At 63.7% G+C, this 14,443-nt stretch carries 19 protein-coding genes; all 19 read right to left on the bottom strand.

Translation table 11 applies throughout. The features are described 5' to 3' along the window. Positions 1–8: 8 nt before the first annotated feature. Entirely contained in the window at positions 9–653 is a 645-nt protein-coding gene (locus tag YH64_RS06410; RefSeq protein ID WP_003098888.1) for a hypothetical protein, read from the bottom strand. Beyond that, a complete protein-coding gene (locus tag YH64_RS06405; protein ID WP_003098890.1) occupies positions 650–1,249 on the bottom strand; it encodes a PilL N-terminal domain-containing protein in 600 nt (199 codons plus the stop codon). The genes YH64_RS06410 and YH64_RS06405 overlap by 4 nt, the downstream gene beginning before the upstream one ends. 138 nt (positions 1,250–1,387) lie before the next feature. Further along, positions 1,388–3,667, bottom strand: a complete 2,280-nt coding sequence (locus YH64_RS06400; protein ID WP_143215268.1) for a helicase-related protein — start codon at positions 3,665–3,667, stop codon at positions 1,388–1,390. 136 nt (positions 3,668–3,803) lie between these two features. Continuing rightward, complete coding sequence (locus YH64_RS06395) at positions 3,804–4,109, bottom strand: hypothetical protein (protein ID WP_003098895.1); 306 nt, start codon at positions 4,107–4,109, stop codon at positions 3,804–3,806. A gap of 89 nt (positions 4,110–4,198) precedes the next feature. Then, positions 4,199–4,519 (bottom strand): hypothetical protein, encoded by a 321-nt coding sequence (locus YH64_RS06390; protein ID WP_003098896.1) that lies wholly within the window; start codon positions 4,517–4,519, stop codon positions 4,199–4,201. Positions 4,520–4,569: 50 nt separating this feature from the next. Further along, positions 4,570–5,703 carry a DUF6094 domain-containing protein gene (locus tag YH64_RS06385; protein WP_254916320.1) on the bottom strand — a complete coding sequence of 378 codons (1,134 nt, stop codon included), beginning with the start codon at positions 5,701–5,703 and terminating at the stop codon, positions 4,570–4,572. Between the two features lie 40 nt (positions 5,704–5,743). Next, positions 5,744–6,394, bottom strand: a complete 651-nt coding sequence (locus tag YH64_RS06380) for a hypothetical protein (protein ID WP_008266552.1) — start codon at positions 6,392–6,394, stop codon at positions 5,744–5,746. Between the two features lie 104 nt (positions 6,395–6,498). Then, positions 6,499–6,840 (bottom strand): hypothetical protein, encoded by a 342-nt coding sequence (locus YH64_RS06375; protein ID WP_006226014.1) that lies wholly within the window; start codon positions 6,838–6,840, stop codon positions 6,499–6,501. A gap of 102 nt (positions 6,841–6,942) precedes the next feature. Further along, entirely contained in the window at positions 6,943–7,269 is a 327-nt protein-coding gene (locus YH64_RS06370; protein ID WP_006226013.1) for a hypothetical protein, read from the bottom strand. 94 nt (positions 7,270–7,363) lie between these two features. After that, positions 7,364–8,053 (bottom strand): DUF3275 family protein, encoded by a 690-nt coding sequence (locus tag YH64_RS06365; RefSeq protein ID WP_006226012.1) that lies wholly within the window; start codon positions 8,051–8,053, stop codon positions 7,364–7,366. A 58-nt stretch (positions 8,054–8,111) separates the two neighbouring features. Then, positions 8,112–9,041 carry a DUF3577 domain-containing protein gene (locus tag YH64_RS06360; protein ID WP_006226011.1) on the bottom strand — a complete coding sequence of 310 codons (930 nt, stop codon included), beginning with the start codon at positions 9,039–9,041 and terminating at the stop codon, positions 8,112–8,114. 366 nt (positions 9,042–9,407) lie between these two features. Next, positions 9,408–9,761 (bottom strand): DUF3085 domain-containing protein, encoded by a 354-nt coding sequence (locus YH64_RS06350; RefSeq protein ID WP_006226010.1) that lies wholly within the window; start codon positions 9,759–9,761, stop codon positions 9,408–9,410. Positions 9,762–9,902: 141 nt separating this feature from the next. Beyond that, positions 9,903–10,715: a hypothetical protein gene (locus YH64_RS06345; protein ID WP_006226009.1), complete on the bottom strand. Its 813-nt coding sequence runs from the start codon at positions 10,713–10,715 to the stop codon at positions 9,903–9,905. 287 nt (positions 10,716–11,002) lie between these two features. Then, entirely contained in the window at positions 11,003–11,281 is a 279-nt protein-coding gene (locus YH64_RS06340; RefSeq protein WP_003108989.1) for a hypothetical protein, read from the bottom strand. Between the two features lie 96 nt (positions 11,282–11,377). Then, on the bottom strand, positions 11,378–12,115 hold the full coding sequence (locus YH64_RS06335; RefSeq protein ID WP_003098947.1) for a hypothetical protein: 738 nt from the start codon (positions 12,113–12,115) through the stop codon (positions 11,378–11,380). Positions 12,116–12,328: 213 nt separating this feature from the next. Then, entirely contained in the window at positions 12,329–12,721 is a 393-nt protein-coding gene (locus tag YH64_RS06330; protein WP_003098949.1) for a hypothetical protein, read from the bottom strand. A gap of 21 nt (positions 12,722–12,742) precedes the next feature. Continuing rightward, the gene (locus tag YH64_RS06325) at positions 12,743–12,955 is read right to left on the bottom strand and encodes a hypothetical protein (protein WP_003116833.1); all 213 of its coding nucleotides are present in this window, start codon (positions 12,953–12,955) and stop codon (positions 12,743–12,745) included. 337 nt (positions 12,956–13,292) lie between these two features. Beyond that, a complete protein-coding gene (locus YH64_RS06320) occupies positions 13,293–13,604 on the bottom strand; it encodes a hypothetical protein (protein ID WP_003108988.1) in 312 nt (103 codons plus the stop codon). A 336-nt stretch (positions 13,605–13,940) separates the two neighbouring features. Beyond that, positions 13,941–14,441: a signal peptidase II gene (gene lspA / locus YH64_RS06315; RefSeq protein ID WP_003098955.1), complete on the bottom strand. Its 501-nt coding sequence runs from the start codon at positions 14,439–14,441 to the stop codon at positions 13,941–13,943. Positions 14,442–14,443 lie beyond the last annotated feature (2 nt).

Raw genomic sequence — 14,443 nt, 5'->3', positions numbered from 1 at the left:
TGCTCCGGTCAGGGAATCGCCACGCGGCGGGTCTGGTTGCCGGCCTGGAACACTGCGGTGTTGCCCTCGATCGCCTGCAGGCGCCACGGGCCGACCGCATCCCCGGGCAGCAGCACCTGAAGTTGGGCGGGCGTGAAGTCCCCGATGCTCGGCGCGACGGACACGCTGCGCTGGCCGGCGCGCAGTTCGGCGCCGACGACGCGGAATGGCAGCGGCGGCAGCTCGGTCTTGGAGGCGGCGGACGTGCGCGATGCGCGCCGCTGGGCGGGTGCGGTGGCACGCGCGGCGGCTTGGCGCGCCTTGATCTGCTCGACCTCCGCGCGCAGCGCCTGGAGGTCGTCGGCCGCTGCGTAGCCACTGAGAGATTTCTCGACCTGGGCCGCGCGTGCTTCCAGAATCTGGCGGGTGTCTTTGAGGTCAGCGTCCGTCGCGACGGCCGGGCGCTGCTGGATGGCCTCGATCGTCTCGGCCAAGCCAGTTGCCTGCGCTTCCAGGCGTTGCAGGCGGGAATCCAGCCGCTCCTGGTCGGCCTGGTCGCTGAGGGCCTGGTAGCCCAGGGCCGCCAAGACGCTGAGGAAGATCAACCAGAGCCACATCAGGCTCTGCACCACCACGGCGGCGGTCGATCGCTGGGCAGGTTGCGGGGCGTTCATGGCTGGCCTCCCGAAACCATGGGTGCCAGCGGGAACGTCTGCACCGCCTCGGTGGCGGGTGGCTCGGATGGGGACTCGGCGACCGCGCGATCGCCGGGCCGCTCGAAGCAGATTTGCCGTGCGCGGTCATCCGCGTGCAGTTCCCAGGCCGGGCCAGCCAGCGTGAGCAGCGCATCGCGCAAGGTCATGGGGCCGAGGTGCAGGTGTACCGCCGGCAACGGCAGCGCGTACAGCTCGATCACGGCATGCGCGGTCTGGCACAGGCCATAGCCGCTGCGTTTGAGCACGTGCCGAAGCCCATCCCCGACCGTGGCGCGGGCATCCTCGGGCATGGACACGTCGATGGTCTGCAACAACAGGTCGCGCTGCGCCGCCATGGGTGCCAGTTCGACCAGTGTGTAGCGGGCGTAGCGCACGACCGGGATGTACTCGGAAGCCTCGGGTTCAGGCGCGGCCAAGACTTCCGCGATGGTGTCGGGCGCGACCGGCGCAGTCGTCGTCGCGCAGCCACCGGCCAGCACCGACCACAGCAGGCCGAGAAATCCCGCCAGAAGGCGGCGTTCGGGATAGTGAAACCACGGTGGAGAGGGGCACATAGCTCGGCGTCCTGAAACATCCAGCCCTCACCATCGCCGCTCAGGCCGCGAGCGGCAGCAAACAATGCGAACCAGGCAGCGTCCGATTTACCGGGAGCGGCAAAAAAAACGGCCCCGAAGGGCCGTAAGTGGAACGTGTCATGCGGCGACAAGCTGCCGGGCCAGTGCGACCTCGACGGAATCACCGTCCTGGTTCAGGACATCGAGCCCGGATTCGGGCACGTCGCCCGAGGTGGACTGCGAGACCATGATCTTCTTGGCCATCAGTTCCAGGCAGGTCATCTGCGAAGAACCGGCGTAGCCGAGGTAGATCACGCGCACCGGCAACTTCTGCCCGATGCGCCAGGAGCGGCGTGCCGCCTGCTGGAGCGAGTACACGTTGTAGCCCGACTGCATGAACACGATCGTCGGAAACTCCAGCAAGTCCAATCCCGTCTTGACCAGCTCGGGATTGGTGATGAGCACGTCGATGCCACGATCCAGTTGCTCAGCGATCCAGTCTTCGCGGCGGCTGGCATCCACGCTTGCGCGCAGCACCGCCACCTTGAAGCCTTCTTGCTCCAGCAGCACCTTCAGGCGCGACGTGGTGTCCCGCGTGCCGGTATAGACCGTGTAGGCCAGAACCTTGCGGCCCTGCGCCTTCTCCGCTTTGCAGATGTCGATCAGCTCACGCTCCTTGGGGCTGATCTCGAACTCGTTGAACTGAGCCGGGACAAACGCCAAGGTGTTGCGCGTGCGCGGATGCACCACGGTCTCCGACCGGAAGCAGCAATCCGGCCAGGCCAGCAGCACGTTGAGGACCACACCCAGCAAGGTCGTATCGCGTCGCGCCAGAGCCTGTTTCAGCTCGGCGGTCAGCCGACCCGCCAGATCGCGGTAGGCCGCGGCTTGCGCCGTGTCCATCGCGACTTCACGGAACTCCTCGTCATACGGCGGCAGGACGTTGCCGCCGATGTCCTTGAGCTTGAGGAAGATCGTGAATGGCAGGATGCAGCGCAAGACGCCCTTGGGGCCGAAGCCCGGGGCCTTGACCGTGCGCACCGATACCTTGGTGCCCTTGGCCGTCTTGTGCGCCGTGCCGGTGCTCTCGGAGTAGATGTCCTTCAACACCCCGTGATCGCGCATGAACGCCATCGCAGCCGAGGTCATGCTGCCGCTCGTGGTCGGGCGGTAGCCGTCTTCGATCATCCGCCCCGGAAGGGCTCGGAACAGCAGGTGAAAAAGATCATCACCGTAGCCGCCCATCAGCGTGCCAGTCAGCAGCAAGGTCTTGCGAGCCTTCGCCGCCAGCACGCCCATGGCCTGGCCCTGGGCACTGCCCCCGTTCTTGTACTCATGCGCTTCATCAGCGATGAGCAGGTCGAACGTACCTTGCGGCAAGTACCTCTTGATGAACTCCGAGGGTTGATAACCGCCCTCGCCAAAGCCGAACTCCATGTTGGCCATCGCACGTTCCATGCGCGTGGCTTGACGGTCGGAAAACACCAGCTCGCCGTTGCCATCCATGAGGTTGATGAACTCGTGGATGTTGTCGCCCAGCATCGAGGCCAGGAAGCCGTCACCGAACTTCTGCATCAGCTTCTGCGCAGTGACTTCCCCGATGGTCGGGATGCGCTTCAGGGCTTTGAGGACGGCCGAGGACTGGTCGCTGCCGGACAGGCTGCGCGGGCGGATCAGCGTCCACAGGGGCGCAGCGCAATGGCTGCACTTCCTGCGGTACTCCTCGGCTTCGAGCGCGACCGGGTTGACCGGCTCGCCGTCGAGGTCGGTGATGACCGTGCCGCAGTCCGGGCAGGCCGCCACGTCGCCGTGGCGGGTGCGCCGCTGGGTGAAGACGGGCTTCCAGTGGAAACCCATCCGCATCCTGACGCGCCCCAGGACGAAGAACTCCTGGCCCGTGGGCTGCACGCCCAACTGCTCACGCAGCTTGAGGAGCTTGACGAGCGTATCCGGCCCATTGAGCACCCATACCTTGGCGCCGGCCACCGTCTCCTGGATCTCCCGCCGCCACTTGTAAACCAAGTGCGGTGGCGACAGGACCAGAGTGCGGCGGTAGCCTTCGGCGTTGAGCACGGCGGCCGCGGCGATGCCAACGGTCGTCTTACCACAGCCCATCTCGCCATTGACGATCGCGGCGCGTTCGCCACGGTCGATCAGCAGCTCGGCGGCGGCGTGGACGACTTCGGCCTGGGCCGGGAACAGCTTGCGTTTGAGGCTGGCGACGATGAGCTGCCGGTGCGCCTGCGGTTGGCCGGTATAGACAGGCGGGTTGGCGCTGTTGAGGGCGTCGAGCAGTTCGTCGCCGAACTCGCCGACGAAATCCTGAAGGCTCAGGGTCAGAGGGGATGATTCCGCGTCGAGCAGTTCGCCCTGTACGGGCGCGGCGTCAGCGGCAGTGGTTTCGAGATCGAAGGACATTGTGATGCTCCAATGAAAAATGGGGCATGCACCACCCCCAGCGGGGCAATGGCATGCCCCGTGGTGGGAAGGAAATCGGCGCGCGGCCGAAGGTGGTTGAAGATGCTGGCCTGAGTGGCCTGCGGGTGAACCGTGCTCAGTCTTCGGACGGCAGCACGATGGCAGTGACGCTGCGCCCCGCATCGGTGATGATGCGAATGGCGAGTCCCGGGTGGATCACATAGTGCGATTCCAGCGACGCGCCCGATTGAAGTGCAACGCCGTTGGCGTGCCATTGGCAGACGTTGACGTCACCCCAGTCGCCACGGGTGTGGCGCCTGAAGTACGGAATCGGGTCCAGGCGACCCGCGCGGACAAGGCGATCAATGCCTCGGCTGAAGATGAGCGCCCCGATGGGGAACGCCAGCCTCTGGCAGTAGGTTTCGATGCGATGCGATGCCATGGGCTCCTCCTTGAAAGGCTATTGAGCCACGACACCCCTGGCGGAGTGAAGTGGCTCCGTCAAGTGGATGGGATGACGAGGCGGCGCCTTCAGATCAGGTCGCGCTCTTCGGGAAGCTGGACCACCGTGGTCTGGTGGTCTTCGCTGGTCTTCACGAGCAACACCAGTTCCGGCGTGATCCGGTACTGGGAGATCATCAGGTTGTCCTGTTGGATTGCGACGTCGTTGGCTTGGCGGGTGGCCTCATCGATCTCGCCCCAGTCCCCGCGCACATGGCGCTGGACATAGGCCAAGGGGTCGATCAGGCCTCGCCGAGCCAGCCAATGCACCTTCTCGCTCAACTTCAACGTACTCGGTGCGAACAAGGGTTGCTTGCGCGGCGCAGGCCGCTTGAACGGATTGGGGAACATGGTGTTTCTCCTTCGATGTGGTACAGCAGGACGGCAGCGCGTCCGGTGGATCAGCGAATGGTCAGCACCTCGCCCCTTGTCGGGGAGCCAGGCGTCATGTCCCACGCGCGGATAACGGGCACAAACTTGTCGGTGAGGATGCGTGTCTCGGCGATGGAGCCGTCTTCGCGTTCGGTGAATTCCCGCTGGAGCGTCTTGTCCTTGTGGGTGTCACCTTTGACGACGAGCACGCGCCCCGTCTGGGAGCGCACGACGCCGGAGATCGCGCCCGCGGCCAGAGCCAGGGCGAGATGCCAGTGGGACAAGGCCCGCGCCGGTGGACGCAGCGACTGCTGCGCGGTCCCCAAGTGCGTGTCCAGCGACGGCCAAAGGCCTTGCAGCCGGCCAACCTCGTCGGCGAACTGTTCGGGCTCCATCGTCACGCGGAAGAAATGCTCCGGCTCGGCCGGACTGGCGGGGACGATGTACGGCAGGAACGGCCATTCGCTCGGCAGTTCCTCGGCTTCGACTTCGCCAAGCCCAACCTGCAGCAGCAGATTGCGCACGGCCTTGACGCCATCGGGTGCCAGCTCCCGCTGACGGACCCGGCGGCCGAAGATCACCACCTGCTTGAACTGCGTTTCCACCGCTCGGTAGATACGCAGATCGGTGTAGTGGCGCGTCAACCAGCCGACCAGCTCCGCGTCGAGCACGTAGCCGGGGACGATGAAGACCAGCACGCCGCTGTATTGCAACAGCGACAGCGAACGCTGATAGAACAGCTTTTCGAGGCGGGCACGGCCCTGGCCCTGATAGCCGATGTTGCCGTTGACGTCCTTGGACAGGTCGCCATACGGTGGATTCAGCCACAGTAGTCCGAAGGACTGCTTGGAGATCATCGTGTCCATCAGGTCCGCGTGCAGGCAGTGATCGACCAGGCCGCGGGCATGGCGCGCCCGCTCGGCGTCGAATTCGACGGCGAACGCCTTGGCCTGTTCGCGCCCGAGGGCATGAGAGGCTTCGGCGATTGCCACGCCTTCACCGGCGCAGGGATCGAGGATGCACATCGGCCCGTCGCTGGGCATCAGTGCGTTGAGGGCTCTTTCGAGCGTGGGTTCGTCGGTCGGGTAGTACCCATTTTTGGCGAAATTGCGGGCGAGCCGCGGGAACATGAGAGCCATGGAAGTCTCCTGGTTGGCGGGGATGAATGACGGAAGCACGCCAAGGCGTGCCTCCGAGGGTGGGTCAAGCCGCCACCGCTTCCGGCGTCCAAATCTTGGCCGGATAGGGATAGGCGGTGAGCGCGTCACTGCGGATCAGGGAGCCCAGCGCCAAGCTCAGCGCCGGCACGTCGATGGCGAGCCGATGGCCTTCCAGCGGCCCGAGGGCGGACGGAAGGCGGGCCAGCATCTCGCGGCTTTGCAGCAGTTCCAGCACGGTCTCGCGCCAGTGGTCGAGCAGCGGCAACGGGCAGGTGTCCCGCACCAGCATCCACAGGCGGTCAAGCCGGTGGGCGCTGTCACGTGGCAGCAGTGCCAATGCGCTGGCGTTGGCCTTGTCGGGCTTGACGCAGCGCCGGTCGAACAGCCACACGTTGGACAGCGAACCGAACAGCGTTCGCCGGTAGGCGCGCGTGATGCGCTTTTCCAGGCGATCGACGTTGCCGATGAATACCGGGACGCTGCCGCCCTGGTCGGTGATGACGTGGAACTGGTCCAGTCCCTGCTCGTCGCGCCCGAGGGTCAGGCGTGCAAGGAACTGCTGGACGGCGGTGTCGCGCGCCCAGATGGACAGGAAGATCAGGTTGCCCTGGTCATCGCCGACGCAAGCGTCGGCCATAACGTCCGGGCATTCGTCGATGTGGAACAGCGTGGTGGATGAAGTGTGTGCGTGCATGGTGGTGTCCTCGATGAAATGAGGGGCAGCACCGCCCGCAGGGGCAGCGAATGCCCCGTTAGGGATGAAGGAATGCGGATAAGGTGTTCGATCCGCTTGGGCGTTCAGAACGTCTGTTCGGTGAACGAGCCGTCGGCCTGATGCTTGACTACACGGTTGCCAACGTTGCCCTCGCAGTCCTGTTGGACTTCGGTGAACATGCTTTCGGGCACGTCGATGTGGAAATGGCGCAGGACCACTCGGTAGTAGTCCAGGTAGTGGTTGAACGGGTCGCTCTCGTGCAGGTTGCTGTACAAGAAGTCGTCGCTCTCGACCTTCGCGGTATCGTCGATCAGCTCGGCCGGCTTTTCGATGAATAGGAAGAAGTAATTTGCCGGCCGGTCCCAGCCCAGTACGACGGTGATGGGAAAGCCCTTGTGAACGGTGTCGAAGTAGTGCCGACTCATGGTGATGTCCTCGGTGAATCGGAAACAGCACCGCCCCTGAGGCAGGTGCTGCCCCAAGGGGTGGAGAAAAGCCGCGCAAGCGGCGATGACGTGTGCCGGACCTCAATAGTCCGAATCGCAACCGGACGGGCAATAACCCAGTTCGATTCCGTGCGAGCAGTAGCCGTTTTCGGCGTTCCAGTCCTGGGTTTCCTGCCTTTCGGCCGGTGTGGCGTAGCCCCATTCCTGTGCGATCTGCAGCGCCTGTGCGCGTTGCTCTTCCGGCAATCGACTGGCTTGCGCGTCGATCTCCGAACTGAAAAGCGTGACCCAGTGGTCCCAGGACAGGCCACAACCACGCTGGGCGTGCTCGGCGGCTGTCTTGCAAACAGCTCGCCACGCGGGTTCACCCAGCGAAGAACGGGGTGTATCGCAATCGATGGTGGACATGATGGAGACCTCCAGAAGAAAGCCGGGGGCCTCCCCGCATAGGGAAAGAGCCCCGGCGGGTGGATGAAGAACACCGCGCATGCGGTGTCTGCGATCACGCAGGTTGCAGTTCGGCCTGGCGGCTCCACTCCTGCGTTTTGAAGTCCAGCGCGTAGCCCAGATCGCCCAGGCGGGCGATCTGCGCGCGCAGGGCGCGGCGGTCGATGGTCGAATCCAATTTCACGGAATCGCCCAGCGGCCAGAGCAAGCCGAACAAAGCAACGTCGCCCTCTTCGGTGCTGCCAGGGGCAGCCGCCGCAGCGGGCGTCGGTGCATCCACACCGAAGGGCGTGGTATCGACCAGCGGGTCCGCCGAGGCCTGCACGGGTGCGGGCTTGGCGGGTCTGGAGGCCTTGGCGGGCTTGGCCGGCGTTTCCGCAGGCTGCGTCCCCAGCTCTTCATCGAGTGGATCGACTTCCTGGGTGGCGAAGCTGCGGGCCTCATCACGACTCAGTTTGTCGATGCCGTTGAGCGTCATGCCGTCGAGGTTTGCGCGCACTTCAAACCGCGCGCCGCCCGCGACCGGATAGGACTTCGCGAAGATGTAGCGAATGACGAAATCCCCGTCGTACTTTCCTTCGGGGTACTGCTCCAACTCCGCGTCTTTAACCGCGAACTCGCCGATGGGGGTAGAAAGGCGCCCAACCGTGAACGGGCCGTTCTTGCCCCGGATGGTCCGCAACGTGAGCTGGCCCGGGACGACGATGGGTAGGGCTGATCTCGTAGGTGCCGATGTGGCTGCCATGATGGTTCTCCTTGGACGAATAGGAAAAAGGCAAGGCCCCGTGAGGGGCCGTGCCGGATCAGAACGAAGCAGCCAATGCCGGCTCCTGCTCCTCGACTGCACATTCGGGCTCGCGCTCGGCGGGCTCGGCAGATTGGTAGGAAACGGCGTCGGCGGCAGTGTCGATGGCGTTGGCGGCTTCGGACGCGGGTGCGTCCTCCGCTGGCGCTGCCTCGGCATGCGCCTGGCTCGTCGGATAGACCTGGGTGCCGTCGATCTTGATCAGACCGATGTGGACCAGCGTCGATTCCAGGCTTGCGGCCGGTTCCCCAGCGTGCTCGCCCTTGGTGCGGATGTACGGATCGATCTTCATGTCGTTCAGACGAAAGGCGATCAGCACCTTGCGATCCCCTTCGATGGCCTGCACGCATCGGCGAACCAGATGCTCGGCTTCAGGGGTGGCGACGATCGTGTCGAAGTACCGATATTCCGGTTCATCGACAGGTCCGGCCAGCGCGGCGATGGAGCACGACAGGAACGGGTCACCATCCTTGGGGGTGACGTCCTTCGGACGGTTGAGGTAGCCGATGCCACGGGTGATCAACTCGTGCTGCTCGATCGAAGCCAGTTCGGCCCGCTCGATCAGCTCGGCCTTGAGCAGTCGCGCCTTGAGGGATGCGGCGGCCTGGCCTTTCTGTTCGCCCTTGTCGCGGATGTAGGCATCGCCCCAGAGGTCGCCGAGGCGAAAGCGCACCAGCGGTCGCTGCTTGGAATCGTCAACGCCGATGTAGCGCTGAACGAGCTTCTTGGCCTCGGCACCCGAGACCTTGACGTCGAAGTAGCGGTAGCTCGGGTCCCTGGCGGGGCCGACCAGCGCGGCGATGGTGCAGGCCAGGAAGGGCTGCGCACGGCGGCCGCCCCTGACGGGCACCTCACGGACACGCTGGAGGTAGCCGATGCCCGAGGTGTGGAGGTCGAAATACGATTTCTCGTTGGAAGTGGTGTTCATGGTGAATCTCCATAGGGAAAAGCGGAGACACACCGAGCCCACGCATGCGGGGAAAGGTGCGTAACCCCGCGGTGGGTTGATAAGGCGAAAGCATCCGCCACCAGGGACTGGTGGCCGCTCGCGGATGGATGCGGTGCGAGCTGGCTCGGTCACGCAGTGGAAACTGCGCCGCAACCTCGAAGACCGATGGTTGCCTGGCATGTCGCTGACAGCGTCAGCAGGCATGGGGTCAGCATGGCCGGGCCTCGCGCGCGCGACAGCAATCAATTGGCATCCGCGCGTTTCCCTTTGTCCACGCAGCCCGGCTCAGCGCAAAAGAAAGCCCCCGGTGTGGGGGGCTGCGAGAGTCGAGTGGCGGTTGCCGCGCTATGCGGGAGGCACCACCTCCAGCGACAGATGTGTGGCGGTGGCCGACAGCATCAGGTCGTCTTCGGTGTGCAGGATGCGCGTGAATACGCCGTCCTTCGGGTCGAAGTACTCCCCGAAGTCGTCGCCGCCCAGTTCGGCGCGCGCCAGTTCCCACCAGTCGTCGAACGGGTCGGTATCCGGGTTGCAGCCGACGGCATAGGCCAGCAGCTTCACACGCCCATCCGGGCGGCGCTCTCCCTGCTCGGCGAGGAAGTACACGCCCTGGTCCTTGACCAGGATGACGCGGCATTGGCTGGCGATGGCCTCGGTCAGCACGGGGCGCAGGTCGGAGCCTTTGAATCGCAGTGACATGGTTGAAATCTCCTATGTGGAATAGAGAAAAGGCCCTCCATCCGCATGGATGGAGGGCCTGTGGGCACATGGCCCATGGGCGAAACTTCGTGGCGGGACCCACGGGTCAGCCGTAGAACCGGCAGGATTCAGTTTCCGGCGTCATGCCGGCACCGCCTGGCGCTGCCGGGTAGCCTTGGCGTCGATCACGCTCACATCGATCAGGCGCCAACGTCCGTCGTCGATGAGTCGCTCCAGCACTTCGCCGAGCATGTCGAAATACACCTCGTCATGCCGATCGACCAATTCGCCGTCGCGATGCAGCTCCACCACGTAGGTGTCGCCGCCTCGGTCGTACAGCACCGTCACCCGGCCCTCGAACTTCGCGGTCGAGACCGTGAAGCTGATCGCCGGAGGCGTCTCGATGATCTTGGACGGCGTCGGATCGACCCAGGTGAAATCCCGGGCACCCGCATCGACCAGCATGTGGGTGATGCGCCGGAAGCCATCGGGCGCCGGCATTTCCTCCAACTGCTGGATGAGCTGACCCAGCTCCATGCACTGCGGCTCGGGAATGGGCAGCTTGGCCGGCGCGGAGCCGAGGATGTGCGTCTTGACGGTGTAGGGAATGCCGTCGGACGTCATCTCGGTGCGCTCTTCCGGCGTGTCCGCCCGCAGCCCATCGAAACGGCGCCGTGCGTAGGGTTGGACATGCACCTTGGCGCCTTCGTCGGGGACGGTGGTCACCAGCTTGGAATCGAGCACAGCGAACTCGCTCGGCTTGAGCTTGACGACGATGGCATCGTCGGTGATGGCGACTACCTTCCCGTCGAAGGGCTGGGGGTCGACGGCGAAGCCCAATGTCGAAGATTGCGGCTGATCGTCGAACACGCGGTACTTGAACGACCGCACGTTGCGGGGCACGTGGCCTGCGACTAGCGAAGGCATCATGGATTTGATGAGGGAACGGTCCATGGGAATCTCCTTGAGGAAGAAACAAGGGATTCCCCGCCCGCAAGGGAGAGGTCCCTTGTGGGTGGTGTGGATGGACGCGGTACGTCCGTGGAAAACATCGACCAGCACGGCTTCCCGTGCTTGCAGCCTTGAAGGTCTTGGCTGCCTGGGCATGTGTCGGCAACGCCGACGAACATGGGGCAAGAATGGCCCGGGAGTAAGCGGCCCGCTTGCAGGAAACGGCACCCCATCGCACCCGCTTTCCAGCGCTGCGGGCGAGAAAAAGCCCCTCGAAAGGGGCTTGGGGGTCAGGCTTCGTACACGAAGTAGTGTTCTCGCTGACGCGGGAAGAACACGTGCTTCCACGTGTCGCCGCTTGTGTTGCCACCGTCGAATACGACCATTTCGTAGTCGTCAATGTCGGTGTCCACCAGATCGGCGCTGTCGATATGGCGCATGTGCAGCGTACCGCTCATGCGCTCGAACACCAGGATCTGGCCGATGGCGTCGTCCTGGCTCATGGCGTTGACGCAGGCTCCAAGCTGATTCTCGAAGTCGGGCGTGGGCAAGATGAGATCGGGGAACATGAGATTGCTCCTATGGAATTGAACCAGCCCGGCTCCTGGTGGGAGGCGGGCTGGCATATGGGGGATAAAGGGGAAGGCTTGCGCGTCGCGTGTCTGCTAGGTCTCGGCCAGTGGCAAGCCCAGTAGCGCGGGTGCGTCGGCATCGAGGATGAGGATGCGCACATCTGCCTGGCCGGCCAGTTCAAGGATGTTCGCCAGGTCGTCAGGCATGCCCTTGTCGCGGTGCTCCTGTCGAAGCTGCTCAGCACTGATGCCCTCGGCATATTCCAGGTTCTTGTCTGTCCAGGGCGTGGAGATCAGCTTGACGCCAATCGCCGGGCTGTACGGAACCCGAAAGGCGATGAACAGAAAAGCCTCCGGCGTGGCGAGGTCTGCCAGGTTGGCGAGGTACTGGCCGGTTTCCTGGCAGATGTGCGCGCTGCTGACTTCCCAGCACCGGCTGTAATAGCCGGTCTCGAAACTCAACCGCTGCACCACGTCTCGCGCGGCTTCGGCCGAATAGGTATCACCGACATGGACCGGGCGGCCGTCGAGGTCGTCGCCATGGATGGCATAGACCACGGCGCCCACCACGCCTTCGCCGTTGATGCCTTCAACAGCATCACATTCAGCAATCAGCTCGTCGCTGATGGCGTCAGTGCCGCTTTTGATCAACGCGAAGTCGCTGGTGACGATGCAAGGCGATGAGATCAGGTCGTTGTCGGAAAGATGCGCTTGGCTCGTGTGGATGGATCGCCAGACATGCGGGCTTCCGTCCCCGTAGCAGATGCACAGCGTTCGGACGACTCTCAGATTCCAGTAGCCGCGTACAAAGGGATTGGGATTCTGGGTCATGGAATTTCTCCAGATTGAATAATGGAGCCAATTCCCGCCACCGGGAATTGAACCCCGGTGGGTTGAAAGTGGAAAAAGCGTCAGGCGGCACTGATCGAGGGCTTTGGGCCAATCGGCGCAGGCTGACGGAAGAAAAATCGAGGGACATGGCCGCGTGGACGCATGTCCCTCATGGGCAGTGAACAAAAAGACGGTGGTATGCCGCAGACCGGCTCACCAACCGCTGTAGTTCACCAACAGATCGGCGATGACCTTGCGGCGTTGCAGATCGAGACCATCGAAGTCCGACAGTCCTTGGAAGTGGCAGCGCTTGAGCATGGCACCGCCCTCGCGCGCGTTGTAGAAGCTGAACATGGCGGACAGGAACATGCGTTCCCCGCTGCTCAGGACGCCGAGTGCGTCGTTGGCACGCAGCATGTCGGGACGCAGATCCCACTTGCTCTTTGCCTGGTTCAGGCCTTCGCGCGTGCCGTCGCCAAACCATTGCGGGCCTGCGATCTCGACGCCGCGCTTCCAGACCTCGAAGAAGGCTTGGGGCGCGGCGGCGAAATGCTGCTCTTCCCGCATGATCTGATCGACGACTTCCTGGGGCAAAAGCTGGTTCATGACGTGGTTCCTCCAGTTGGATCAGGGTGTGGCGAGCTGGGACCAGCCGCCTCTTTCGAGGGCACGTTGAGCCGCGGCATAGCTGCGGAAGTACTGGCAGGATTCCCGCGAAACGGGACCTTCTGTATCGCGCGTGCCGATGTAGTGGCCGGCGGCGCTATGCAGGATTTCGAGCGGCAGGAACTTGCCGCAATGGATCAAGGCCAACTGGCCGAAAGAGGCTTGCTGGGACATGGACGGGCTCCTTGGAAAAAGCGGGGCCTCGTCCCTCACGGGATGGCAGCTCCCGCACGCGGTTGAGAAAAAAGCATCGGCGTCACGGGTGACGCGCGTCCGCAGACTCGATGCGATGGCGGACTGGCGGGTAGCGCGGAAAGAATCCGCGGCAGCCTGGAAACTCTGGCTGCTGGCATGGTGCTGACGAATCAGCGACACATGCGGGCAGCTTCATGCGCGAGGCGAGCCGCGTCAGCCGGAAATCGGCATTTGCAACAGCCCCGATTGGCGAACGCGGAAAAAAGAAAGCCCCGCAATAAGTGCGGGGCTGTCAGGAGGATGAGGCGAAACTGGGTCAGCGAGGCCTGTCGCCCAGTACATGCTGCTTCCACAGGGCGAATGCCTCGTCCGGTCCCAGCTCTGCGAGGATGACGATGGGCTGGCCCCGACGGGCACGCAGCGATGCGAAATACGCTGGCCGGTCGGCGATGGCGTTGAGCTTGATGCCCTTTAGGAACAGCAACTGGCGGGGGCGAACTTTGGTGGTAACGCAGGCATGATTGCGCTTGTTTGGGGCAAAAGGGCCAGCGAAGCGGGCGGACACGGCCAGAAAACCGCGACGAACTACTTGTACTTGCCAGGCGAGGCGAACGGGTGACATCAGCATATCGCTATGCGGTAAAGAAGACCGTCCTAAAGCTTGCAGGATCCCGGCATAGCTTCATCATCACCTCTCCGTGACGGCTCATTGGAACGAAAAAGGCCAGCATCGCCGTGATGGACTTTCATAATTGCCAGGTCAACTGGCTTGCGTGCTGTTTATTCACAGCAAGGCATTGCGACGTCGTTGCAGCAATCGCCGCCATCGCAACAGGGCGTTGCAGCAAAAGCGGCGGTGGGCGCTAGCATGAGGGCCAAGCCGCGGCCGCTCATGCTGGGGGCCGTTCTCTTCAGATTGGTGTCCTGCACCGTGTGCATTGCGAATTTCCGGATCGTCCCAATGTCACTGGGACTCCTTTGTGGCGGCCGGGTTCTCCACGCTCATGAACGACTGGGCCACCAGCGCGATCGCCCCGCCCACGATGGCCATGTCAGCGATGTTGAAGGCGGGCCAGTGCCAGCCGTGCAGGTGAAAGTCGATGTAGTCGATAACGTGCCCGCGCGTGGCGCGGTCGAACGCGTTGCCCAATGCGCCGCCCAGAATGAGGCTGTACGAAAGGCCTTCCGTTTTGCGCAGCGGCCGGGAGAGCAGCCATGCGAGCCATGCCGATATTGCGAACGCGATCGCCAGAAAAAACCACCGCTGCCAGCCGCCCGCGCCAGCAAGGAAGCTGAACGCCGCGCCGGGATTGAGAGCGTGAACTAGGTTGAAGAATGACGCCACCTCGTGCGACCAACCCAAGGGAGTTGTCGCGTCAATGTAGCTCTTAGCTGCCTGATCGCCGGCGAATATAACGATCGCGAGTGAGTACCACTGCGTCTTGCGAAGAGATGGTTCATCCATTG

The sequence above is a fragment of the Achromobacter sp. LC458 genome (genome assembly GCF_001005835.2).
Taxonomy (GTDB): Bacteria; Pseudomonadota; Gammaproteobacteria; order Burkholderiales; family Burkholderiaceae_B; genus Achromobacter; species Achromobacter spanius_B.
Note: the sequence above shows the minus strand (reverse complement) of the source record. Positions and strands in the feature narration are given on the sequence as shown.